General features: G+C 70.9%; 19 protein-coding genes. 7 read left to right on the forward strand and 12 right to left on the reverse strand.

What is annotated here, in order from left to right; translation table 11 throughout:
* Positions 1 to 187 precede the first annotated feature (187 nt).
* On the reverse strand, positions 188 to 907 hold the full coding sequence (locus FREUN1FDRAFT_RS29575) for a response regulator transcription factor (RefSeq protein WP_006543981.1): 720 nt from the start codon (positions 905 to 907) through the stop codon (positions 188 to 190).
* 552 nt (positions 908 to 1459) lie between these two features.
* Here FREUN1FDRAFT_RS29575 and FREUN1FDRAFT_RS29580 point away from each other — a divergent pair.
* Positions 1460 to 3031, forward strand: a complete 1572-nt coding sequence (locus FREUN1FDRAFT_RS29580) for an aldehyde dehydrogenase family protein (RefSeq protein ID WP_006543982.1) — start codon at positions 1460 to 1462, stop codon at positions 3029 to 3031.
* 430 nt (positions 3032 to 3461) lie between these two features.
* Here the strand turns inward: FREUN1FDRAFT_RS29580 and FREUN1FDRAFT_RS29585 are convergent, their stop codons facing one another.
* Positions 3462 to 4664 (reverse strand): allantoate amidohydrolase, encoded by a 1203-nt coding sequence (locus FREUN1FDRAFT_RS29585; RefSeq protein ID WP_006543983.1) that lies wholly within the window; start codon positions 4662 to 4664, stop codon positions 3462 to 3464.
* Between the two features lie 59 nt (positions 4665 to 4723).
* Complete coding sequence (locus FREUN1FDRAFT_RS29590; protein WP_006543984.1) at positions 4724 to 5905, reverse strand: FAD-binding oxidoreductase; 1182 nt, start codon at positions 5903 to 5905, stop codon at positions 4724 to 4726.
* 185 nt (positions 5906 to 6090) lie between these two features.
* On the opposite strand from FREUN1FDRAFT_RS29590, the gene FREUN1FDRAFT_RS29595 reads away from it, so the two are divergent.
* Entirely contained in the window at positions 6091 to 7350 is a 1260-nt protein-coding gene (locus FREUN1FDRAFT_RS29595; RefSeq protein ID WP_006543985.1) for a CdaR family transcriptional regulator, read from the forward strand.
* A gap of 42 nt (positions 7351 to 7392) precedes the next feature.
* Here the strand turns inward: FREUN1FDRAFT_RS29595 and FREUN1FDRAFT_RS29600 are convergent, their stop codons facing one another.
* The gene (locus FREUN1FDRAFT_RS29600; protein ID WP_006543986.1) at positions 7393 to 8154 is read right to left on the reverse strand and encodes a polysaccharide deacetylase family protein; all 762 of its coding nucleotides are present in this window, start codon (positions 8152 to 8154) and stop codon (positions 7393 to 7395) included.
* A gap of 450 nt (positions 8155 to 8604) precedes the next feature.
* Here FREUN1FDRAFT_RS29600 and FREUN1FDRAFT_RS29605 point away from each other — a divergent pair, with 450 nt between their 5' ends.
* Entirely contained in the window at positions 8605 to 9333 is a 729-nt protein-coding gene (locus tag FREUN1FDRAFT_RS29605; protein ID WP_006543987.1) for a hypothetical protein, read from the forward strand.
* A 73-nt stretch (positions 9334 to 9406) separates the two neighbouring features.
* On the opposite strand, the gene FREUN1FDRAFT_RS29610 is transcribed toward FREUN1FDRAFT_RS29605, so the two are convergent.
* From FREUN1FDRAFT_RS29610 to FREUN1FDRAFT_RS29620, 3 genes are all read right to left on the reverse strand, one after another.
* Complete coding sequence (locus FREUN1FDRAFT_RS29610; RefSeq protein ID WP_006543988.1) at positions 9407 to 11596, reverse strand: carbon starvation CstA family protein; 2190 nt, start codon at positions 11594 to 11596, stop codon at positions 9407 to 9409.
* Positions 11593 to 11970 (reverse strand): hypothetical protein, encoded by a 378-nt coding sequence (locus FREUN1FDRAFT_RS29615; RefSeq protein ID WP_006543989.1) that lies wholly within the window; start codon positions 11968 to 11970, stop codon positions 11593 to 11595. Before FREUN1FDRAFT_RS29615 ends, FREUN1FDRAFT_RS29610 begins: the two co-directional genes overlap by 4 nt.
* A gap of 304 nt (positions 11971 to 12274) precedes the next feature.
* Positions 12275 to 13603, reverse strand: a complete 1329-nt coding sequence (locus FREUN1FDRAFT_RS29620) for an ABC transporter substrate-binding protein (protein ID WP_006543990.1) — start codon at positions 13601 to 13603, stop codon at positions 12275 to 12277.
* A gap of 388 nt (positions 13604 to 13991) precedes the next feature.
* Between FREUN1FDRAFT_RS29620 and FREUN1FDRAFT_RS29625 the strand changes: the two genes are divergently transcribed.
* On the forward strand, positions 13992 to 14582 hold the full coding sequence (locus FREUN1FDRAFT_RS29625) for a TetR/AcrR family transcriptional regulator (RefSeq protein WP_006543991.1): 591 nt from the start codon (positions 13992 to 13994) through the stop codon (positions 14580 to 14582).
* Here the strand turns inward: FREUN1FDRAFT_RS29625 and FREUN1FDRAFT_RS29630 are convergent.
* Positions 14576 to 15610 carry a hypothetical protein gene (locus FREUN1FDRAFT_RS29630; protein WP_006543992.1) on the reverse strand — a complete coding sequence of 345 codons (1035 nt, stop codon included), beginning with the start codon at positions 15608 to 15610 and terminating at the stop codon, positions 14576 to 14578. The genes FREUN1FDRAFT_RS29625 and FREUN1FDRAFT_RS29630 overlap by 7 nt on opposite strands.
* An 11-nt stretch (positions 15611 to 15621) precedes the next feature.
* Between FREUN1FDRAFT_RS29630 and FREUN1FDRAFT_RS29635 the strand changes: the two genes are divergently transcribed.
* Both FREUN1FDRAFT_RS29635 and FREUN1FDRAFT_RS29640 read left to right on the forward strand, forming a co-directional pair.
* Positions 15622 to 16011: a DUF6221 family protein gene (locus FREUN1FDRAFT_RS29635; RefSeq protein ID WP_157475560.1), complete on the forward strand. Its 390-nt coding sequence runs from the start codon at positions 15622 to 15624 to the stop codon at positions 16009 to 16011.
* 48 nt (positions 16012 to 16059) lie between these two features.
* On the forward strand, positions 16060 to 17511 hold the full coding sequence (locus FREUN1FDRAFT_RS29640) for a serine hydrolase (RefSeq protein ID WP_006543994.1): 1452 nt from the start codon (positions 16060 to 16062) through the stop codon (positions 17509 to 17511).
* Here FREUN1FDRAFT_RS29640 and FREUN1FDRAFT_RS29645 read toward each other — a convergent pair.
* From FREUN1FDRAFT_RS29645 to FREUN1FDRAFT_RS29655, 3 genes are all read right to left on the reverse strand, one after another.
* Positions 17505 to 18062 (reverse strand): MarR family winged helix-turn-helix transcriptional regulator, encoded by a 558-nt coding sequence (locus FREUN1FDRAFT_RS29645; RefSeq protein WP_006543995.1) that lies wholly within the window; start codon positions 18060 to 18062, stop codon positions 17505 to 17507. The two genes, FREUN1FDRAFT_RS29640 and FREUN1FDRAFT_RS29645, sit on opposite strands and share 7 nt — an antisense overlap.
* 193 nt (positions 18063 to 18255) lie before the next feature.
* Positions 18256 to 18678, reverse strand: a complete 423-nt coding sequence (locus FREUN1FDRAFT_RS29650; protein ID WP_006543996.1) for a 2Fe-2S iron-sulfur cluster-binding protein — start codon at positions 18676 to 18678, stop codon at positions 18256 to 18258.
* 257 nt (positions 18679 to 18935) lie between these two features.
* Positions 18936 to 20090 (reverse strand): acetyl-CoA C-acyltransferase, encoded by a 1155-nt coding sequence (locus tag FREUN1FDRAFT_RS29655; protein ID WP_006543997.1) that lies wholly within the window; start codon positions 20088 to 20090, stop codon positions 18936 to 18938.
* Positions 20091 to 20739: 649 nt separating this feature from the next.
* Between FREUN1FDRAFT_RS29655 and FREUN1FDRAFT_RS29660 the strand changes: the two genes are divergently transcribed.
* A complete protein-coding gene (locus FREUN1FDRAFT_RS29660; protein WP_006543998.1) occupies positions 20740 to 21954 on the forward strand; it encodes an acetyl-CoA C-acetyltransferase in 1215 nt (404 codons plus the stop codon).
* 68 nt (positions 21955 to 22022) lie between these two features.
* Here the strand turns inward: FREUN1FDRAFT_RS29660 and FREUN1FDRAFT_RS29665 are convergent.
* A partial coding sequence (locus FREUN1FDRAFT_RS29665; protein WP_006543999.1) for a protein of unknown function DUF347 occupies positions 22023 to 22789 on the reverse strand: 767 nt, incomplete at its 5' end.

Consider the following 22789-nt stretch of genomic DNA (forward strand, 5'->3'; position numbering starts at 1 on the left):
AGGGCCGGGCGGGCCGGGCAGGGCCGGGCGGGCCGGGCAGCTGGTCGCGCCCGGATCGGACCGCCAGGCCGGGCCGGGTCACTCCGAGCAACACCGGGCCGGGCCGACCGAGCCGGGCAGGCCGAATACCGGGCCGCCAGGCGGGGCCGGGTCATTCCGGGCCGGCTGGCCAGGCCGCGAGACCGAGCTATTCGATGTCGAAAAGTCCCTGGCGGACGGCGTACATTACCGCTTCCATCCGCGAATGGAGCTGTAGTTTGTCAAGAATATTGCGAACGTGGTTCTTCACCGTGTTCTCGCTGATGAACAGCTTGCGCGCGATCTCACGGTTCGCGCGCCCTTCCGCCACCAGTTTGAGGACCTCCAGCTCACGCGCGGTCAGATGGGGCGCGTGCGCCCGGGGCCGGTCCTCACCACCGCCACGGGCCATCGTGGCGAACTCGACCATCAGCTTCGAGGCCATGGACGGGCTGATCAGGCTCTGCCCACTGTGGACGGCGCGCACCGCGTCCGCCACCTCGTGCGGGGGAATCGACTTCAGCAGGTAGCCGACCGCCCCGGCCTTGATGGCCTCGAACAGGTCGGACTCCTCGTCCGACACGGTGAGCATCACGACCCGCACCCGTGGCACCGATCGCTTGATCGCGCCCGCGGCGGCGATACCGTCACGACCCGGCATCCGGACGTCCATCAGGACGATGTCCGGCGCGGTACCGGACGCTAGCACGAGCGCCTCCTGCCCGTCGGCGGCTCGCCCCACCACCGAGATGTCGTCCTCGGTGTCCAGGACGACCTGCAGGCCCTGGAGAAAGAGCTCGTGATCGTCCACGACAAGAACCCGTATCGGCGCCCCGTTACGGGTCGGGTCGGCATCAGCGGCCGACGGCGGCACCACACTGGCCGTCATCACACATCCGGAAATCGGGTTCGATTATTCTGCCTCGCGACTTCGCCGCCGCGAACGAATGCCGCTTCGGACACCCGCCCACTCTACGTGATGCACCACACACCCGAGGTCGCAGGCGCGCGGAAGTCACCTCTCACTCTCGCGGCCTTAACATATCCGACATAGACGGAGGAGTACGCGCATTCAGATCCACCGCCTCCTTCTCGGCGGTTTTCGCGCACGTCCCAGCGCCGCTCAGACCCCTGCGTCAGCTCCGCCACCGGCACCGCGCCTGCCCGCCACACACCCCGCCACCTGCATCGATGTCGGATCGGACCGAATCGACAGCACAGCCGCCAGCTCTCGCCGCCGGTCGCGCCACGGACTGGAACGTCATTCATCTCGATGCATACCAAAACCAGGCAACCAGGCCGAGCAACCTGCACGTCCGCGTAACGGCGACTTCATAACCAGTTATCCAGGTCAACTGGATGCACTGGATAACACCGGGTGCAAGACGGCATTGAAGTCTGTTTGGTGGCGCGACGATCCGATCAGAGAGACCCTCGGCAGATGGACGCCTCAGCCAGCACGCCACCGACCCGCCTGCACCTCAAGCAGGGCACCGCCTGGGCCGATGCCTACGGACGTGCCCGCCAGGTCGCCCCCGAAGCATTCGACGAGGACCGCCTGCTCAATCTCTGGGGCGGCAGGTGGCACCGAAGTGGTAGCCCGCTGCACAGCCTGTCACCCATCGACGGCTCCCCCATCGCCGGCCCACCGATGATGGATCCGGACGAGGCCCGCGAAGCCATCCGCGCCACCCTCGACGACCACAAGGAATGGCGCGACGTCCCGCTGGCCGACCGACGGGCCCGGGTGACCGCCGCGGTCGAGGCCATGGAGGAGCACCGCGATCTGCTCGCGCTGCTGCTCGTCTGGGAGATCGGCAAGCCCTGGCGCCTCGCCCGCACCGACGTCGACCGCGCGCTCGACGGGGTGCGCTGGTACATCGACGAGATCGAGCCCATGACCGCCGGCAGGACTCCCCTGCCCGGCCCGGTGAGCAACATCGCCAGCTGGAACTACCCGATGAGCGTGCTCATGCACGCCATGCTGGTCCAGATGCTGGCCGGCAACGCCGCGATCGCCAAGACTCCGACCGACGGCGGTGCCGCCTGCCTGACGCTGGCCGCCGCCCTGGCCCGGCGCGCGGGCCTGCCGATCTCCCTGGTTTCCGGCTCGGGCTCACGGCTGTCGTCCGCGCTGGTGCGCGCGCCGGAGATCGGCTGCCTGGCCTTCGTCGGCGGCCGCTCCGCCGGCGGCCAGGTCGCGGCCGCACTCGTCGACACCGGCAAGCGGCACTTCCTCGAGCAGGAAGGCCTCAACGCCTGGGGCATCTGGGACTTCTCACAGTGGGACCTGCTGGCCGCCCACCTGCGCAAAGGCTTCGAGTACGGCAAGCAGCGCTGCACCGCCTACCCCCGGTACGTCGTGCAGCGCCAGCTCTTCGACCGCTTCCTCGAGATGTACCTGCCGGTGGTCTCCTCGGTGCGGTTCGGGCATCCGCTCGCCGTCGAGAACGACTCCGACCCGCTGCCCGACCTCGACTACGGCCCGGTGATCACCGCCGAGAAGGCCGCGGAGCTGGCAGGCAAGGTCGACGAGGCGATCGCCAAGGGCGGCGTGCCGCTGTACCGCGGCGATCTGGCCGACGGGCGTTTCCTGCCCGACCAGGACCGGGCCGCCTACGTTCCGCCGGTGGCCATCCTCAACCCGCCGCCCGCGGCCGCGCTGCACCATGCCGAGCCGTTCGGCCCGATCGACACCATCGTGATCGTCGACTCCGAGGCGGAGCTGCTGGCCGCCATGAACGCCTCCAACGGCGCGCTCGTCGCCTCGCTGGCCTGCGACGACGAGGCCACGGCACGGCGCCTGTCCGGCGAGCTCTCCGCGTTCAAGGTCGGGGTCAACAAGCCCCGCTCCCGCGGCGACCGCGCCGAGCCGTTCGGCGGCCGCGGGGCATCCTGGAAGGGCGCGTTCGTCGGCGGCGAGCACCTCGTCCACGCCGTCACCGTCGGCGCCGACCCGAACGAGCGCCTCTACGGCAACTTCCCGTCCTACTCGCTCTACCCGGAGACATAGCCCGCAGCGGGCCCACCGGCATTGGCCTGGCGGTCCGTGCCCACTCGCCGCACGGCCACCCACCGGGGATCCCGCACCGTCGCACAGCGCCAGCAATTCACATCAATAGGGATAAAAAGGGCGCAGAGTCGCTTGACGATCCGCAAGAGTTGAGGATTTGGTCGCCAGAACGACCGTGATCCTCAACTCTTGCCTGGCAGCAGCCACAGCCACACCGACAGCCCGACACGGCGGCTCGATGGGTCGAGGATTTTCGTCATCCTGACGACCACGGTCCTCAGCTCTTGCCTGGCAGCAGCCACAGCCCGAAGCCTGACACGGCGCCGAATCGAGTGATCGCCGGATGACGACGCCAAGGCGTCACCATCCGACCGGTCGCCTGGTCGGCCCGGCTGGCCGTCAGCTGGCTGTCAGCTGACCGTCCTGGCTGTCAGCTCGACGCGAGCGAGCGCAGCACGGTCGTCAGCGCGGCGGCACCAGCGGCGCAGTCGGCCGCCTCGGCGTGCTCGGCTGGCGAGTGCGAGACACCGGTCGGGTTGCGCACGAACAGCATCGCGGAGCGGACGCCGTGCGCCGCCAGCACTCCGGCGTCGTGCCCGGCGCCGGTGCCGATGACGGGAGCCCCGCCGAGCAGCCCGGCGAGGTCGGCCGCGAGCCCCGGGTCGAACCTGGTGGTCGAGGTGAAAGACTCCTCCACCGCCCGCGCTCCGAGGGCCTGCTCGATCATCGGGACCAGCCGGCGCACGGCCGCCTCGTCCGCGCCACGGCCGTCGAGCCAGCCGGTCGCCGCCGACGGGATCGCGTTCACCCCGTTCGGGACGACCCGGACCTTGCCCACGGTCGCGACGCACCCGAGCGTGGCGGCCGCCTCGCGAGCGGTGAGGATCAGCGACGCGAGCGCGAGAGCGGGGTCGTCGCGGTCGGCCAGCCGCGTGGTGCCGGCGTGGTTGGCCTCGCCCGTGAAGTCGAAACGCCACCGCCCGTGCGGCCAGATCGAGGAGGCGACGGCGACCGCCGACCCTTCGTCGACGAGCCAGCGGCCCTGCTCGATGTGCAGCTCGACGAACGTGCCGACCCGGGCGAGGGTCTCGTCGTCACGGCCCAGCGCACGCGGGTCCCGGCCGGCTGCGGTGAGCGCCCGGGCCAGGGTGATGCCATCACCGTCGGTCAGCGCGAGGGCGCGGTCGGGTGACAGCGCACCGGTCAGCACCCGCGAGCCGGCGCAGGCCACGCCGAACCGGGCGCCCTCCTCGTCGACGAAGTTCACGACACCGATCGCGCGCGCCGGGGTGAAGCCGTCGCGGCGCAGCGTGTCGACGGCCCGCAGCGCCGCGACCACGCCGAGTGGGCCGTCGAAGTTGCCGCCGCCCGGCACCGAGTCGAGGTGGGAGCCGGTGACGACACCGGGCCGCCCGTCCGCCAGGGATGCGTCCGGGTCCCCCCACCAGGCCCACTGGTTGCCGACCCGGTCCTCGGTGACGTCCAGCCCGACGGCCTCGGCGGCACCGCGGAACCACTCCCGCAGGGTGTGATCCTCGCGGGTCCAGGCGAAGCGCTGGTACCCCCCGGTCGAGGCCCGCCCGACGCCGGCGATCTCGCCCAGCATGTTCTCAACCGCCGCCGCGCTCTCCATCGCGCTCTCCCCACCCATCGCATCTCGGCTCATCGCATCTCGGCTCATGGCATCCCGGCTCATCGCATCTCGCCGGCGCCGACGTACGGGTACCGGCTGGTCAGCGGGTCGTCCTCGGCGAAACGCCCGAGCCGGAAGTCCGCCGCCGGGATGTCCGGGTCGCGGCTGTCGCCGTCGAGGATCAGGTCGGCCATCAGGGTGCCGACCGCTGGGCTGATCTTGAACCCATGGCCGCTGAAACCGGCCGCCAGGAACAGGCCGGCCGGGCCGCCAGGCGCGACCGGCGCGATGACCGGGTTCCAGTCGGGGGTGATGTCGTAGCAGCCGGCGTAGGTGTGGGCGACTGACGGCTCGGGGAACTTCGCGAAGCGGTGCAGCACCTTCTCGGCGGCCCGTTCCAGCCCGGCCTCGCTGGCCTGGTTGGAGTAGTTGTCCGGGTCGGCGAACTTCGGCTGGCTGTGGTCGCTGTTGCCGACCAGCAGCTCACCGGAACCCTCGATCCGCGCGTACTGCAGGCTCACCAAATCGGAGAGGACCGGCAGGTCGCGCAGCGGCACACCGGCGTCGACGACGAGCAGCTCCGAGCGCAGCGACTCGATGGGCAGCTCGACGCCGGCGCCGGCCATCAGCGCACCCGACCACCAGCCCGCCGCCACGACGACGATGTCGGCCTCGACCTTCTCACCACCGGCCAGCTCGACGCCCCTGACCGTGTCGCCGGTGGTCAGGACCCGGGTCACCGGCGTGCTCTGCCGGATGCGGGCGCCACCGTCGCGGGCCTGGAAACCGAACTGGGTCGCCAGCTGTGAGGCGTCCGCGTACCCGCCGCGTGGCTCGTAGGAGAACGCGGCCAGGTCGTCGAGGCGCAGGTACGGCCACAGCGCCCCGGCCCGGTCATGGTCGATCAGCTCGACGTCGATCCCGAGGGACTGGTGGGTCGCGGTGTTGGCCCGCAGCGGCTCGACGTTCTCGGGCCCGACGGCGACCAGGTAGCCGACCTGGCTGAACCCGATGGCCTCGCCGAGTTCCTCGAAGATCGGCAGGCTCCGCCAGGCCATCGCGGCGATCGAGGGCACACCGTAGTGGCAGCGCACGATGCCGCTCGACTTGCCGGTGCCGCCGCTGTTCAGCGTCGCCCGTTCGAGGATCAGCACGTCACCCACCCCGCGCGCGGTCAGGGCCCGGGCGATCGACAGACCGATCAGCCCACCGCCCACGATCACGACTCGTCCGCCGGTCATGCCACCTCCTGATGTGTACGTGCAGGCCGCCTGCGCCGCGCCCGTCCCGACGCTAGTCAGCCGTCACCCCTCGCCATCTCCGCTCGATGTAGGAAGAACGGGGAGCATGATGAGACAGATGAACTAGCCGAGCGCGTAGACGAGGACGAACCGAACCAGGTCGGAGAGGCGGCACCGAACAGACGTTGGGACTGCAGGACATCGCCGAGGATCTGGCCGCGCGGCTGGGCCGTTCGGTCGCGATCGACGATCTGGACGCCCGGCTGCTGGCGCACACCGCGCACGAGGAGCCCGTCGACCAGTTCCGGATCGACTCGATCATGCTGCGCCGGCCACGGTCGGAGAACACCGTCACCCGGCACGCGCGCGACTTCGGCATTGACACGGCCACCGGTCCGGTGCGGATCCCCGCCAACCCGCGGCTCGGCTCGTTCGCGCGGGTCTGCGTGCCGGTCCGCTGCTCCGGGACGTTGCTCGGCTACCTCTGGCTGTTCGACGAGCCGACACCCGTGCCGGACGACGATCTGGAGCCGGCGCGCGCGGCCGCCGCGGCCGCGGGCGAGGAGCTCTTCCGCGAACGCCTGCTCGACGACCTGTGCCGGGCCGCCGAGCGCGAGCTGCTACGGGACATCCTCAACCCGGACGAAGGGGTGCGCCGGCACGCGGCCGCCCGGCTCGTGGCCGACCACGGAATCGCACCGGACGCCCGGGTGCTGGCCGCCGCCGTCGTGATCGACCACGCCGCCACCGCCCCCGATTCCCATGCCGGCACCGCCAGCCCGGCCGGCACCGCCAGCCCGGCCGGGACCGTCGAGCTGGATCTGGCCCTGCGGCGGGCGCGGCAACGCCTCACCCCGACACGGGCGCTGGGAATGGCCACCAGCGCCACCGGCGGCATCCTGCTCCTGATGCACCCCAGGCTGCCCCGGCGCGAGGCGCTGCGCGTCGAGGCCGAGCGGATCCACGCGGACCTCGCGGCGCACCTTCCGGCGTCCGCCGTCTGGGTGGGGCTCGGGCCGGAACGCCCCACCCTGCGGGAGAGCGCCGGCAGCTACCGCGAGGCGCTGGAGACGACCCGGGTCGCCCGCCTGGTCCCGTCGCTCGGCCAGACGGTGTTCTCCGACCAGCTGGGTGTGTACGGGCTGCTCGCCCGGCTGCCACTGGAATCCCTGGAATCCAGCGCGCTACCGGCGGGGCTGCGCCACCTGCTCGCCGCGGACCGGTCCGGCACGCTGGTCCAGACCCTGGAGACGTACCTGGACCTCGGCGGAGACCCGGCCCGCACGGCGGCGCGCCTGGTCATCCACCGCACGACGCTCTACTACCGGCTCGGACGCATCGCGGACCTCACCGGCCTGGACCTGCGCGACGGAAACGACCGCCTCGCCCTGCACCTGGGCCTGAAGCTGCGCCAGATGCTCAGCCGTAGAACGCCTCAGGCGTAGGGCGCGCGTCAGACATAGGGCGCGTCAGACGTATAGGGCGCGTCAGACGTAGGGACGTAGGCCGTGCTCGGCGAGCGGGCCGAGCCGCAGGCCCGCGTCGTCGCAGCGGGCCGCGAGCTCGGGCAGCGCCCCCAGCGCGCTGCGCCACGCCCCGGGCGCCGAGGTGCAGTCGCTGTCGTGCAGCAGCACCGTGGCGCCACCCCGCAGGTCGGGCGCGATCGTCGCCAGCACGTTGGACGCGGTGGCGGCCGCCGTCCAGTCCCGACCCCAGGCCGTCCACAGCACGGGGGTGAGGTCGAGGCGGCGGGAGGCGGCGAGCACCCCGGAGGACAGCACCCCGTGTGGCGGCCGGACGTACCGCGGCGCCCGGCCAGTCGTCTCGGCCAGCAGGTCACGGGTCCGCGCCAGCTGGTCGTACGTCGACATCGGGCCCCGCAGCAGCATCGGGCGGTGGTCCCACCCGTGGACCGCCAGCTCGTGCCCCGCCGCGGCCATCTCCCGCACCAGGCCCGGCGAGCGCTGCGCCATCCCACCGAGGACGAAGAAGGTGGCGCGGACGTCGAGCTCGTCCAGCACCTCGAGGAAGCTCGGGGTGGAGACCGGGTCGGGACCGTCGTCGAAGGTCAGGGCGACATGGTCGGAGCGGCCGACCCCGGCCAGCGCGGGCGTGACCGCGGTGCGCAGCCGGCGAAACGTCGCCAGTGAGGGCAGACCGTAAAGCAGCGCGGTGGCCGCCACGAGACCACCGCCCGCCGTCGCGAGGTCCGCTCCCGCGCGGCCCCGTCGCGCTTCCTGTCGTCGCATGCCCCCACCGCCGTGCGCCAAGCCGTTACCAGTCAGACCGCTACCAGTCAGGCCCTATGCCGGACCAGTCCCCGATGCACACTGTCCCACACCGTCGTCGCCGTTCCGCGCGACCCACACGTTCCGTCACCACCATGCGTGGTATTTGTGTCGGGGAGTTGACTGAAGCAGGGGCCGGCACCCTCGGCGCGTAACAACGACAAGGCCATCAGGGTCCGACTCGACACCGCAACGCGATGGCCGGCAGCACCGGGGTTCCGATGGACGTCCGTCGTGGCCCCCTCTACGGACAGCCAATGGTGACCCCTGGCAGCGGCTTGCTCACGCGGATGCAGGACGATGTCGCCGCGTGGTCTGTCCGTGTCCGAACGTGATACTGGTCCGGGGCTGGGTCCCCCGACGATCACGCGTCGGCGAACTGGGAGGGGAGTCGCGCTGAACATCCCACGCATGGGCGCTATCGGCTGGATGTTCGTGGGCGCCATCGTGCTCGCCGGGATCGCGCTCAGCGCCGGCCGGCAGGACCCGGACGAGGCACGGATAGTCCTCTGGGGCGACTCGCTGGCCTGGGAGGCCCGCGACTCGTTCGTCGCGGCCGCGCAGGCGGACGGCTCCAGCAAGACGCTCACCCGGACCTGGGGCGGCACGGCCCCCTGCGACTGGCTCGACGACATGCGCAAACAGGCCCGCCGCTGGGATCCGACCGTCGCCGTGCTCTCGTTCTCCGGCAACACCGGCTCCGACTGCATGCGCGACCGGGACCTGCTCACCGCCTACCGCACGGACGTCACGGAGGCCGTCGAGATCCTGACCCGCCGCGGGGTCGAAGTCGTCCTCACCGACTCCCCGCCCCGCAAGGACCAGCCGGTCGGGGCCGACGGGCTGACCGAGCTCGACCGGCTGTGGCGCGACATCGCCAGCATGCGGACGGATGTCCGGGTGGCCCCGGCCGGGGAGATCCTGACCATCAAGGGCCAGTTCATGCCGCGGTTGGCCTGCGAGGCCGGCGAGGCCTGCGAGAAGGACGGGCAGGTACCCGTGCGCAGCCCGGACGGTGTGCACTTCTGCCCGATCATCATGCCGCCGATGACCCCCTGCCCGACCCGCTCATTCGGCGCTGAACGCTTCGGCCGCGCCCTCGCCGAGGCGGCCCGGCCGGAGGACACCTCCGCCGCCTGACGCGCCTCGTCGATGTCGAGCACCAGCGGCACGGCCGGGCACCAGCGGCACGGCCGGGAAACTGAAACAACCACTAAAGCGGTGAATCCGCCTTGGAAGGCGTACTTACCCCCGAGTGCACGGGAGGCGGAACAGTCGCCTCACTCGCGAATCGTCCCCGGGGAACGGCCAGCCGTGAGGGCACATGCGCCACCTCCGTGGTGGGCACCGGCACCCGGCGGCGGATGGTCTGTGCGCAGACCCGGGCCGCGTCGACGAGCACGACGAGGGCGAGCAGGGCGAACAGCATCGCCAGGACACCGTCCACCGTGGAGTTCAGCACGACTCTGTGCATGTCACCGATGCTTTTGGCCGGTGCCAGGATCCTGCCGTCGTCGAGCGCGTCGGCGTAACGGTCCCGCTGGGCGAAGAACCCGACCCTGGGGTCTGCGGAGAAGACCTTCTGCCAGGCCGCGGTAAAGGTGACCGCGACATCCCAGGCGAGCGGGACACCGGTGACCCAGGCCCACCGCGCCCGCCCGCTCTTGACGAGCAGGGTGGTCGCGACTGTCAGCGCGATGGCCGCGAGCAGCTGGTTGGCGATCCCGAACAGCGGGAAAAGCTGGTTGATCCCACCGAGGGGATCAGTCGCGCCGGCCCAGAGGAAATAGCCCCAGGCACCGACCACCAGGGCGCTGCTCAGCCAGACTCCGGGCCACCAGCTCACCCGGCCGATCGGTTTCCACAGGTTCCCGAGCGTGTCCTGAAGCATGAACCGCCCGACCCGGGTGCCGGCGTCCACGGTGGTGAGGATGAACAACGCCTCGAACATGATGGCGAAGTGGTACCAGAACGCCGCCAGCCCGTCGCCGCCGAAGGCGCCGGAAAGAATGTGGGACATGCCGACGGCGAGCGTCGGGGCACCGCCGGTACGGGCTACCAGTGTCGGCTCGCCCACGGCCTGGGCCGCGGCGTCGAGTGAGTCCGGGGTGATGGTGAAGCCGAGGTGAGCGACCGCGGCCGAGGCCGAGGCCGCCGTCTGCCCGACCACTCCCGCCGGCGCGTTCATGGCGAAATAGAGGCCAGGGGTCAGAGCCGCCGCCGCGATCAGCGCCATCAGCGCGACGAAGGACTCGACCAGCATCGCCCCGTAGCCGACCAGCCGTATCTGGGACTCTTTCTGGATCATTTTCGGGGTGGTGCCGCTCGCGACGAGCGCGTGGAATCCGGACAGCGCGCCGCAGGCGATGGTGATGAACAGGAACGGGAACAGGCTGCCGGCGAACACCGGCCCGTTGCCTCTGGTCGCGAAGGGGCTGACCGCCTCCGCATGGAGCACCGGGAGCTCGACGACAACGCCCACGGCGAGCAGACCGATGGTGCCGATCTTCATGAAGGTGGAGAGGTAGTCGCGTGGCGCGAGCAGCATCCACACCGGCAGCACCGAGGCGACGAAACCGTAGCCGACCAGGCAGATGACCAGCGTTTTCGGGCTCAGGGTGAAAGCGGAGGCAAGCCCCGACTGCTGTATCCAGCGGCCGGCGACAATCGCCGCGAACAACGCCGCGACGCCGAGAGCGGTCGCCTCGGCCACTCGTCCGGGCCGAATCACCCGCAGGTAGAGACCCATGAACACCGCGATCGGAATCGTCATCGCGATCGAGAAGGTGCCCCACGGCGAGTGCGCGAGCGCGTTCACCACGACGAGAGCGAGCACCGCCAACAGGATGATCATGATCGCGAAGACGGCGACCAGCGCGGCCACCCCGCCGACCGGGCCGATCTCGTCCCGGGCCAGCTGGCCGAGGCTTCTGCCGTCACGGCGCACCGAGAAGAACAGGGTGACCATGTCCTGCACCGCGCCGGCGAAGATCACGCCGACGACGATCCAGATCGTGCCGGGCAGGTAGCCCATCTGCGTGGCCAGGACCGGGCCGACGAGCGGGCCGGCCCCGGCGATGGCGGCGAAGTGGTGGCCGAACAGCACCCGCCGGTCAGTCGGCTGGAAGTCGACGTCGTTGGCGAGACGCTCGGCCGGCGTCGCCCGGGTGTCATCGACACGCAGCACCCTGTCCGCCAGGAACCGAGCGTAGAAACGGAAGGCGATGGCATAGGAGCCCAGGCCCGCGACCAGCATCCAGAGCGCGGACACCGACTCGCCCCGGGACACGGCGAGCACGGCCCAGCCAACCCCGCCGGCCACCGCCACGATGCTCCAGACGGCGATCGACCGCGCCCGACGGGCCCTGCCGGCGGTGTCGACGATGCCGCGATGCGCGGTCAAGGCCCGCCATCCCTGATCGCGCCGCTGGACAGACCCGCGAGCCCGACGTCCGGCGGCAGATCGCAGCTGAAGCGCCGCAGCCCGAACCGGCGGCGGCAGTCCACCGCGATCGCCCGGCCCACCAGGTACGGGTAGGCCCGCGGATGGGCCACGGCACTGTCGGGCGGGTCCGTGTCGAGCGGGCGGAAGCCGCGGTACCTGCGTGTGACGGACCTCGGCGCCGTGCGCAGCCACGGCTGGCCGGCGCATCCGCAGCACAGCCCCAGCACGGCCCAGTCGAAAACGATCATCTCGTTCGCGCGAAGCGCCGTGCACGCACGGTCGGTCAGGCGGATCAACGCCGGCACGTCCTCATGCGCGGAGTCCACCGACATGACACATGAAAAGCAACGACCCGGCTACATACAGTTTTCGCGTCGGCGCGGCGAGCCTCGGCGACCAGGCCGATGCGGTGGAGCGGCAGCAGTGCGGCCAGCCAGAAAGGGGCAGCGCCCCGTCACGACGCTGTGACGGGGCGCTGCCCTCCCTTCGCTGCGGCCGGCCTGGCATCCGGGAGGTTGTTCTGCCAGGCCGACCGCGGGAGGCCTGTCGCGCACGGGGCCGGCCCGCTGACGTGCGGGGCGCGGAGCTCCGAGCGCTGGGTGCTGAGCGCTGAGTGCTGAGTGCTGAGTGCAGTGCTTACTGGAAGTCGGTCGGCACCGGCTCGGACCATTTCCGGTCCGAGCCCGGCCAGCACAGCCACGGCTTCTCGGCGGTCGCCCCGCCGATGAACTCGAACTTGCCGCCCTTGTAGGTCAGCAGGCTCATGCATTCCTGCTTCGGCCCGTGGGTGGCCGGGTCGTCCTGGGTCGGCATTTCGTGCTGACGTGACCAGTCGATCGCCGGGACGAGGCCGCCCGCGGTGAAGGAGGTCAGGGCGTTCGTCGCCTTGATGACGGAGGCCTGGGTGAATCCGGGACCGGCGGCCTTGATGCCCTGGTAGGCGGTCTCGGCGGCGATCCAGCCGTACTCGGCGAGCTCCGTCAGCTTCGATCCGCTCTTTTCCATCCATTTCTTGAACAGGGCGAGGCCGTTGCCTTCCCCGTTCGACTCGAAGGGCCGGAAGGCGACACCGAGGACGTCGCCCTCGAACAGGTCACCGGAGCCCTTCATGAAGGTCAGGTCGTAGGAGTTCGACTGCAGGATCGGGACGTCCGCCATGCCCTGCCGCTTGAGCTCCTGGGCCAGCGTCTTCTGGCCGTTGATGTCGAAGCAGCTGACGATGAACTCGACGCCGGCGTTCTTCATCGCGCTGACCTCCGGGCCGATCCCGTTCGGGATGCCGAAGGCGATGCCGTTGTTGGTGTAGACGACCTGCTGGCCGGTTTCCTTCGAGTAGAGCTTGATGGTGTCGGTCGCCGCGTTCGCGCAGTCCTTGGAGCTCTGCGAGACACCGTAACCCAGGGTGGCGATCTTCTTGTCACCGAGGACCTTGGGAGCGTAGGCCATGAAATGGCGGGTGCAGGCGATGCACTCGACGCCGTTGCTCGCGTAGATCGAGTCGTGGCCGTTCATGTCGTCCGGGTACCACGGGACGGAGTAGACCGGGATGCCCGCGTTCGCCAGGTCCGGCCAGCCGGTCGCCAGCATCGGGACGCTCAGGGTCGCGAAGGTGTCATTGTCGTTGATAATCTGCAGCGAGCCCTCCTTGTTCTTGCCAAGGGCGTCGTCGATCGTCGTGGTGAGCTTCAGCTTCCGGCCGTCCAGGCCGCCCTCGCTGTTGCGGTAATCGAAGTAGGCGTTGATGCCCTGGATGAAACAGTCATAGAGGCAGGTGCCCAGCGGGTTGTTCGTCTTCGTGCCGATAGCGGCGAAGTGGATCTCGTCGGCGGTGACACCCGGCGAGGCGTTGGCCTCGCGCGACACCGGGGTGTCGGGGGTCTTCTTGCCACCCGAATTCGAACAGGCGCCGACCAGAAGGCCGGCGATGACAACGACAGAGGAAATCCAGGATAAGTGTCGTCTCATCAGACCGAAATCCCTTCGCAACGCCATGCGATGTGCAAGGCTTGGTGAATTGAACCAGTGTCTCGGCGCCGGGGCATATTCCGTCGCCTTTAATCAGATACAGCACACTCCCGGCCGCGAGTCGATCACCGGTAGCGATCGGCCGGGCATCGGCCGGGCCACCCGGTAACCCGCGGGTTGCCCCATCGGCTGGACCACGCTCCTCGGCTGACGGGCCGGGCCCGAGGCCACCGGCGAGGCTCGGCTGGAACCGGGTTCCGCACACGGCAACCTGCCCATCTCGCCCTCCAGGAGTCACCGGCCACCATCCGCACCCACTCCCCTACAAGTCATCGCAACGGTGCGTATTGTTAATGCATCGGCACGCCTGTGTCTAGGCTTAGGCGCCGTGACCGATGCCCGCCGGGGTAGACCCCGCAGCGACCAGGCCGACCGCGCCATCCTCGGCGCCGCTGCGGACCTGCTCACCTCCGTCGGCTACGAGCGGCTCTCGGTCGAGGGCATCGCCGCCCGGGCGGGCGTGGCCAAGCAGACGATCTACCGGCGCTGGCCCTCCAAGGCGGCAGTGGTCGCGGAAGCCGTCCTCGCCGCTCAGTCCGGGGTTGCGATCGCCCCACCCGCGGACACCGGCGACCTACGTGCCGACCTGCAGGAATGGGCGCTGCAGTACGGGCTGTGGCTGGCCGATCCGGTCGTGTCAGCCATGATTCGCGGGCTTGTCGCGGCGGCGGTGGACAGCCAGACCAATGCCACCCGGCTCTACGACCACCTCGCCGACCCGATCCGCACCGCGATTCTCAGCCGCCTCACCCAGGAGGCGGAACGCGGCACGCTCCGGAAGAACGCCGACCTCGACGCGCTCATCGACGCCATCCTCGGCACCATGCTCTACCGGGTGCTCTCCAGCCTCACCGACGCCCCTAAGCCCGACCTCGGAGGGCTCATGAACATCCTCGTCGACGGGGTGAGGGCTCAATAAACGCCGCCCCAGCCCACCACCTTTCGGTAGGTACGGGCGGCGACCTTCCAGGCCGTGCGCTCCCCCGCCGCGGTGTCGGTGAGGACGGCGAAGCCGATCTGCTCCCCGAAATCCGGGCCGTTCGCAAGATGGACCCGGAACCGGACCGCCGCGCGCCCCGGATCGATGAAGACGATGTCGTCGATGCTCGGCCGAGCCGTCCGCACAATGTCCGGATGTCCTGACCGCACCCGCTCCAGCAGTGGGCGCAACGCCTCCCCGCCCTCGATCGCCGCAAGTATCGCGGTGGTCGCCGCGGCCACCGCGTCCGGGTCGGAGCCCCCCTGCCCACCGGTGAACACCGTGGTGAAGGCGGCTCGGATCTGCTCGGTCGCCGCCTCCGGGCCGGCCGGCGGGACGCCGGGACGCGGCAACACGAGCCCATCCGGCCACAGGACGACGGCCCGCTCCGCGGCCGCGCGCACGACGGCGGCGTCGACAACGGTCTCGGAGATCGGCAGCCCACGTGCCGGGAAGGCGGCCAGCATGGTCAGGGGCCCGGGTGGCGGGAGCGGGGCGAGCCAGAAGCGGACCACCGCCCGCGGACCGGCCTCCGGCTCCGACACCTCGCGCCCCGACACGGCGAGCTCCACACCGTCGCGGCCGGGTGCCGGCCAGGCGAACTCCCGGGGCCACGGAATGCTGCTCGCCGTGCGCCCGTCGGCGAAGCGGACGGCGAACGGCACGATCATGCTCGCCGCGTGCGCCCAGCCGCCCGGAAGTGTGGGCTCCCAGCCCGGCCCGCTACCGTGTCGCAGCCGTATTTCCAGCGTGATCTCCACACCCATCGGATAGGCGGACATACCGACGACGGCGACCGCGGTATCCGCATTCGCGCCGATAAGCTGCTGGACTGGGGCGACACCGGGAAGAAAGTGCGTCCGGTTGCGGCCGAACGGCAGCTGCCGCGCCGTGACACCACCCGAGGAACCGAAGTTCCGCGCCACCGCGGATGCTATGGAATTGGGCTCCGCGGAGGAGAAGTTCATGATCTCAGATCATGGCAGAGATCACCCGTTCCGGACAGGCAATAAACAACGAACACCGCCGACAAGCCGGGGAGACCGTGCCTCATCTACGCGCCCGAATTCTCGACCGCATCGGCCAGCTTGAAGGGACCGCACGGGCCGTCCCGGGGCCGTCGATCTGGAATCCACGGCAGGTCGCCGGCATGACCGGGGTCGCTCCCGCGACCGCCACGCACGTCGCCCGATGGAACCCGAGCACTGTTCTCGCGCTGTGCGCCGGCGCCCGCGAGATCGTCGAGCTGCACGGCTACCGGCACGACTGCGAGGGCGAGAACGGGCCGTGGAGCGTTCCCGAGGGCCGGGTCTGCGCGACCCTGCGCGCCGCCGCCCGGATGCTCGGCGTCGACCCGGACCAGGGCTGAGCACGACGTATTATTCGCCGGACGATCAGCGACCTGGAGGAACGGACGATGGCTGTGCCTGCCGAGGAGCTGCTGCCGGGCACCCGCCGCGCCCTGCTGCACCGGCTGGCCGTCGGCCAGGCGCAGGGGCGCACGCCCTCGCTGGTCGGCGCCGTCGTACGCGGCGGGCGACTGGTCTGGGCCGAAGGCCGGAGCATGATCGACGGGCACAGCCCGGACGCGGACGTCCAGTACCGGATCGGTTCGATCACGAAGACCTTCGTCGCGGTCCAGGTCATGCGCCTACGGGATGAGGGGGCGCTGGATCTGGCCGACCCGCTGGCCCGGCATCTGCCCGACCTCGCGACCACGCCCGCGGCCGAAGCCGCGGCAGCGTCAGCGGCGGGGTCGAGGTCGGGGGCGGGGACCGCGGGCGGCGCCGGAGCGCTGACGATCGCTCACCTGCTCGGCCACACCTCGGGCCTCGCCTCCGAACCTCCCGGGCCCTGGTGGGAGCGCACCCCGGGAACGCTGCGGCCGCGGCTCGGCGACGTGCTCGACGAGCCGCCGCTGCGCCATCCGCCAGGCCGCCGGTTCCATTACTCCAACCCCGGGTTCGCGCTGCTCGGTGCGCTCGTCAGCCGCCTGCGCGGGCAGCCGTGGGGCGACACGCTGCACCAGGAGCTGCTGGCACCGCTCGGCCTGAGCCGGACCACACTGCACCCACAGGCGCCGCACGCCGGTGGCTTCGCGGTTCATCCCTGGGCCGATGTGATGCTGCCCGAGCCGCTACAGGACACCGGGGTGATGGCGCCGGCGGGCCAGCTCTGGTCGACCGCCGCCGACCTGGCCCGCTGGGCGGTGTTCCTGACCCGCGGTGACAAGGACATCCTGAGCGCCGACACGCTGGCCGAGATGCGCCAGCCCACCTCGGGCCCCGACAAGGCCGACGGCTGGACCACCGCCACCGGGCTCGGCCTGCAGCTGCGGCGGCACGACGGCCGCCTGCTCTACGGCCACGCCGGCTCGATGCCGGGATTCCTCGCCGGGGTCTGGGTGAGCCGAAGCGACGACGTCGCCGCGGTCGTCCTGGCGAACGCGACCGCGGGGCCCGCGGTCGCCCAGATCGCCGCGGACCTGATCCGGATCGTCGCCGAGCACGAGCCGCGCATCCCGGAGCCCTGGCGCCCGGTGCCCGCCGTCGACCCGGAGCTGCTGGCGCTCACCGGCCTGTGGCACTGGGGCCCGGCACCGCACCTGATGCACCTGCGCGCCGACGGCGGGCTGGAGCTCATCCCGCAGGGCCAGACGGGCCGCGGCTCCCGCTTCCGGGCCGAGCCGGACGGCACCTGGACGGGGTTGGACGGCTACTACGCGGGCGAGACCCTGCGCGTCGTCCGCGCGGCGGACGGCACCGCGGGCCACCTGGACATCGGCACCTTCGTCTTCACCCGCACGCCCTACGACCCCGGCGTGGACATCCCCGGCGGCCTCGACCCGGACCCCTGGCAGGCCTACTGACGTCCCGGCGTCCGAGCGGGCTCGGCGGCGGTCAGGCGGTCAACGGCGTCGTTGAGCGCGCCCAGCTCGGCGGCGAGGGCCCGCACCCGGTCCGGCCCGAACTCGGCCAGCGCCTTCTTGAAGACCTCGGCCCGCAGTGCGCCTTCATGCGCGTACACCCGCTCGCCCTCCGGGGTCGCCCGCAGCAGGCGGCGCCGGGTACCGGGCGCGGGCAGGAACTCGAGGAGACCACGGCCGATCGCGGCCTTCACCTGGCGGCTGACCGTGGACTGCTCCAGTTGCAGCATCTCCTCCAGGTCCCGCATCGAGAGAGGGCCTGTCTCCGCCAGCGCCCAGAGGATCCGGAAGCTCGACCGGTCGAGGGTCGACTCCTCGGGAAGCTGGACCCGCCGCCGGCTGAGCCGCAGAATCTCGTTCCCGAGCGCCCGCAGCGCCTCGTCGTCGATCGGTTCCCCCAGGTCCCCCGCGGACCTCAGATCCCCCGAGACCTCGGGTTCCGTCCAGGCCCGGTGGTCAGGGTGCGGCGGGCCGGCGGTGTGGCTGCCGTCCATAGCATCCTCCAGTACGTGGAACACAAGCAGTACCAGACGCTAGACGGCGGTGACGACGTCTGCCGCGGTGGCCGGTACTGCCGTGGCCGTCGCTGTGGCCGTCGCCGTGGCCGCAGCCGCGGCTGACCGCCGGCGGCGCGGGAGGAACGCGGCGTGCACGGCACCGGCCAACGCCGCGATGGCACCGACCGCGTCAGAGCAGGCCGTTGTCCGGAAGCGTCACGGTCTGCACGCGGCGGACGCCCTTCCTGCGGACGACGGCGTCACCGGTCACCCGGGCCCGGCAGGCCAGCCGCAGGTTGCCTACGCCCGTGACGCCCGCGGCACCCGCGGCACCCGCGGCAGCCGTAACGCCCGTGAGATCGCGGCGCGGCCCGCCGGAAAGCAGCGGCTCCAGGGCGCCGACCTCCTCGGCGCCCGGCGGGACGAGATGCTCGGCGCCACGGACGACCTCCAGGCGGCAGACCGTGCACGTCCCCTGGCCATGGCAGATCGTGGGCCAGCGGTACCCGAGCCGCCATGCGGCCTCGATGATCGTCTCCCCGGGTTCGACCTCGAGCTCGACACCGGAAGGCTCTACGCGCACCACCGGCCCACGCGGCCGCGGATCGGTCACACCTGCAATCCTGCTCGATTGACGGCAGCGCCGTCGACGACCACTTCAGACGGTTTGGCTGGCGGGGCCACGCCACGACAGGTTGACGCGGCCTTTGCTCGACCTTTCGGAATGGAGTAAATACTCACTACCTGGGTCTCGCCCACCACCAACACCCGCGTCACCTCTCCGTCGTCACGGAGGACCAGGAGACCGAACGCGGGGCCGGTGGGACAGACGTCGAGGAGACCGACGTCGGTGGAGCAGGGCCCGACGGGTCAGAGCAGCTCGAGGATGGTGGCGTTGGCCTGGCCGCCGCCCTCGCACATGGTCTGCAGGCCGTAGCGGATGCCGTTGTCACGCATGTGGTTGACCAGCGTCGTCATGATCCGGGCACCGGAGCCGCCGAGCGGGTGGCCGAGCGCGATCGCGCCGCCGAGCGGGTTGAGCGCCTTCGCGTCGGCGCCGATGTCGGCGAGCCAGGCGAGCGGTACCGAGGCGAACGCCTCGTTGACCTCGAACGCGCCGATGTCGTCGAGCTTGAGCCCGGACCTGGTGAGCGCCTTCTCGGTGGCGGGTATCGGCGCGGTCAGCATGATGACCGGGTCGCTGCCCGCGAGGACGGCGGTGTGGATCCGGGCGATCGGCCGAAGGCCCAGCTCGGCGGCCTTCTCACTGGTGGTGATCAACAGCGCTGCCGAGCCGTCGGAGATCTGGGAGGAGTTCGCGGCCGTGATCACGCCGCCGTCCTCCACCGTCTTGAACACGGTCTTCAGCTTCGCGAGGCCCTCGACGGTGCCGCCGCGGCGGATGCCCTCGTCCTTGCTGATGACCGTGCCGTCAGCCAGCGTGACCGGCGCGATCTGCGCGTCGAACCTGCCCTCGTCCTGGGCGGCGGCGGCCTTCTCGTGGGAGCTGATCGCGAACTCGTCGCACTGCGTCCGGGAGAAGCCCCAGCGCTCGGCGATCATCTCGGCGCCGACGCCCTGGTCGGGAAAGGCGTTGTTGTAGCGGGCGAGGTAACGCTCACCGAACGGCACCTTGTCCATCAGCGCGCTGCCCATCGGCACCCGGGACATCGACTCGACGCCACCGGCGATGACGAAGTCGTAGTGGCCGGCGACCACCCCGGCGGCGGCGAAATGCACCGCCTGCTGGGACGACCCGCACTGCCGGTCGACGGTCACCCCGGTCACCGTCTCCGGGAAGCCGGCGCCGAGCGCCGCGTTACGGCCGATGTCGAACGTCTGCTCGCCGACCTGGCCGACGCATCCCCAGACGACGTCCTCCACGAGAGCCGGGTCGACGCCCGCGCGCTCGACGAGCGTGGCCAGCACGTGCGCAGACAGGTCCGTCGGGTGGACACCCGACAGACCGCCGTTCCGCTTGCCGACCGGCGTCCGCACCGCCTCGACGATCACCGCATCACGCATGACGACGTCCCCTCAGTTGGCAGCGTTGCTGAGTATGCATTCACTCTTACAGGCGATGCAAGTCATGACTAACCCAGCGCGGGCACGATGCTATTCGCCTGGCCACCGTCCCGGAGGTCCACCGACTCCGCCGCCGGCCGGGCCACGCGCTGGCCCGCGGGCCGGCCTGCCGCGAGCCCCGAGCCACCCCCCGCAGGCCGGCGACCCTCCCGCCCCCAGCCCTCCCGAAACCACCGACACCCACGGCCATCCGCCTCGGCGACGCGACCGGAGCGATCCGCGGGGTCGAGACCACCACCGGCCCGCAGTGCAGCGCCTACGAGCATCACTGTCGATCGTCGGCCTGCTGGGACCTGGGCGCTGGCACCGTAGCGCTGGGCCGGGGCTGCCGTGCCCCGCGATCAGGGCACGCAGGGGCAGGCGGGTCCGACGAGGCGTGCCGTTCGGCCGAAAACGGGTCGGCTGTGACGACACAGGTGATCCATATCCGCAGAGGCGAACTCCAGCAGCAGTTTTGCTCCACATCTGCGGATTCGTGACCCGCGAAGCAGCAGTAGCACTGCTGGACAGTGCGGCCATCCGGGGCCATCCTAAGCGGGCGCTTACCTGAGGCGCCCACCGAAGCCGATCATGGATGGGAGACGGTCGCATGCCTGAGGCAGTCATCGTCGCTGCGGCACGCACGCCGATCGGTCGCGCGGGCAAGGGGTCCCTGAAGGACCTCCGGCCCGACGACCTCGCGGCCTTCATCACGCGGGCCGCGGTCGAGAAGGTGCCCGGGCTCGACCCGAACACGATCGACGACCTGCTCCTCGGCTGCGGGCTGCCCGGCGGCGAGGCGGGCAACAACATGGGCCGCGTGGTCGGCGTCCTCAACGGGTGGGATGCCGTTCCCGGTGCCACCATCACCCGTTACTGCTCGTCATCGGTGCAGACCACCCGGATGGCCTTCCACGCGATCAGGGCCGGGGAGGGCGAAATCTTCGTCTCGGCCGGCGTCGAAACCGTCTCCCGGTTCGGCAAGGGCACCTCCGACCACATCCCCGACACCGTCAACCACCTCTTCGACGACGCGCAGACGCGCACCGCGGCGACGGCCAAGTCCAACGAGACCTGGCACGACCCCCGTGCGGACGGCCTGCTCCCCGACGTCTACATCGCGATGGGCCAGACCGCCGAGAACGTCGCCACGCTGCGCGGCATCACCCGCCAGGAGATGGACGAGTTCGCCGTCCGCTCGCAGAACCTCGCGGAGAAGGCCATCGCGGACGGATTCTGGGCCCGGGAGATCACCCCGGTCACCACACCGGACGGCACCGTCGTCACCGCCGACGACGGCCCCCGCGCGGGCGTGACCTACGAGGCCGTCTCCCAGCTCAAGCCCGTCTTCCGCGAGAGCGGCACCGTCACGGCCGGCAACTGCTGCGCGCTGAACGACGGCGCCGCGGCGGTCGTCGTCATGTCCGACAGCAAGGCCGCCGAGCTCGGCCTCACCCCGCTGGCCCGGATCGTCGCCACCGGCGTCTCCGGTCTCTCCCCCGAGATCATGGGCCTCGGCCCGGTGGAGGCCTCGAAGCGGGCACTCGCCCACGCGGGCATGACCATCGACGACATCGACCTCGTGGAGATCAACGAGGCCTTCGCCGCACAGGTGATCCCGTCCTACCGGGACCTCGGCATCGACATCGACCGGCTCAACGTCAACGGTGGCGCGATCGCCGTCGGCCACCCCTTCGGGATGACCGGCGCCCGCCTGCAGAACACCATGCTCAACAGCCTCGACTGGCACGACAGGACCACCGGTCTCATCACGATGTGCGTCGGTGGCGGCCAGGGCATGGCCCTCATCCTCGAACGCCTCTGACCCACGAACGCCGCTGAGCGCCCGCGGCCGTTCTCCGGCGCGGGCGCCGCGGGTCTCGGCGCGGGCCGTCACTCGGCGGGCTGATAGGGCAGACGCCGTTGCGGCAGGGCGGAGGCGGTCCGCGTGGGGCCGAGCTCGCCGTTCGTCGAAATCTGGACGTCATGACGCTGGACGCCATGACGCTGAACGTCGCTGCGGGTGATCGTCAGGTAGGCGACCAGCGCCGCGATGAGGATCAGCGCGACCAGTGCTACCAGGCCGTCGCCGAGTCCGACACCGGAGCGGTCGGTCGGCTTGCCGAGCCAGTCCGCGAACGAGGCACCCAGCGGCCGGGTCAGCACATAGGCGCACCAGAATGCGGCTACCTCGCTCAGGCCGAACCAGCGCCAGGCGATCGCCGGCAACGCGATGACGACGGCGAACAGGACGCCGGAGGTCAGGTAGCCGAGGCGCAGCGAGTCCGCGGTCAGGTCACCCGCGGCGGTGCCCAGCGCGAACGTGGCGAGCACCGTCAGCCAGTAGAAGGTCTCGCGGCGGCGGGTCACGATGCCGTGGATCGACAGGGTTCCCTCGCTGCGGTACCACCGGCGCAGGACGACTGCGAGGAGCAGCGCGTAGAAAATCGTCGAACCGATGTGCCCGAGCGGCGGTCCGTCCGCGGCCATGGTGCCGAACACCGCGACCATCATCACCGCGAACCAGTAGACCGGGGCCGAGTAGCGGCGCGCCCGGAACTGCATCCACAGCCCCGCGACGAAGCCGAGCAGGCCGACCGCCCCCGCGATGGCGAGGTTCTTGTGGGCAATGTAGTCCGCGGCAGCCTCCCCCATCCCGG

It is taken from the genome of Parafrankia sp. EUN1f (assembly GCF_000177675.1).
Taxonomy (GTDB): domain Bacteria; phylum Actinomycetota; class Actinomycetes; order Frankiales; family Frankiaceae; genus Parafrankia.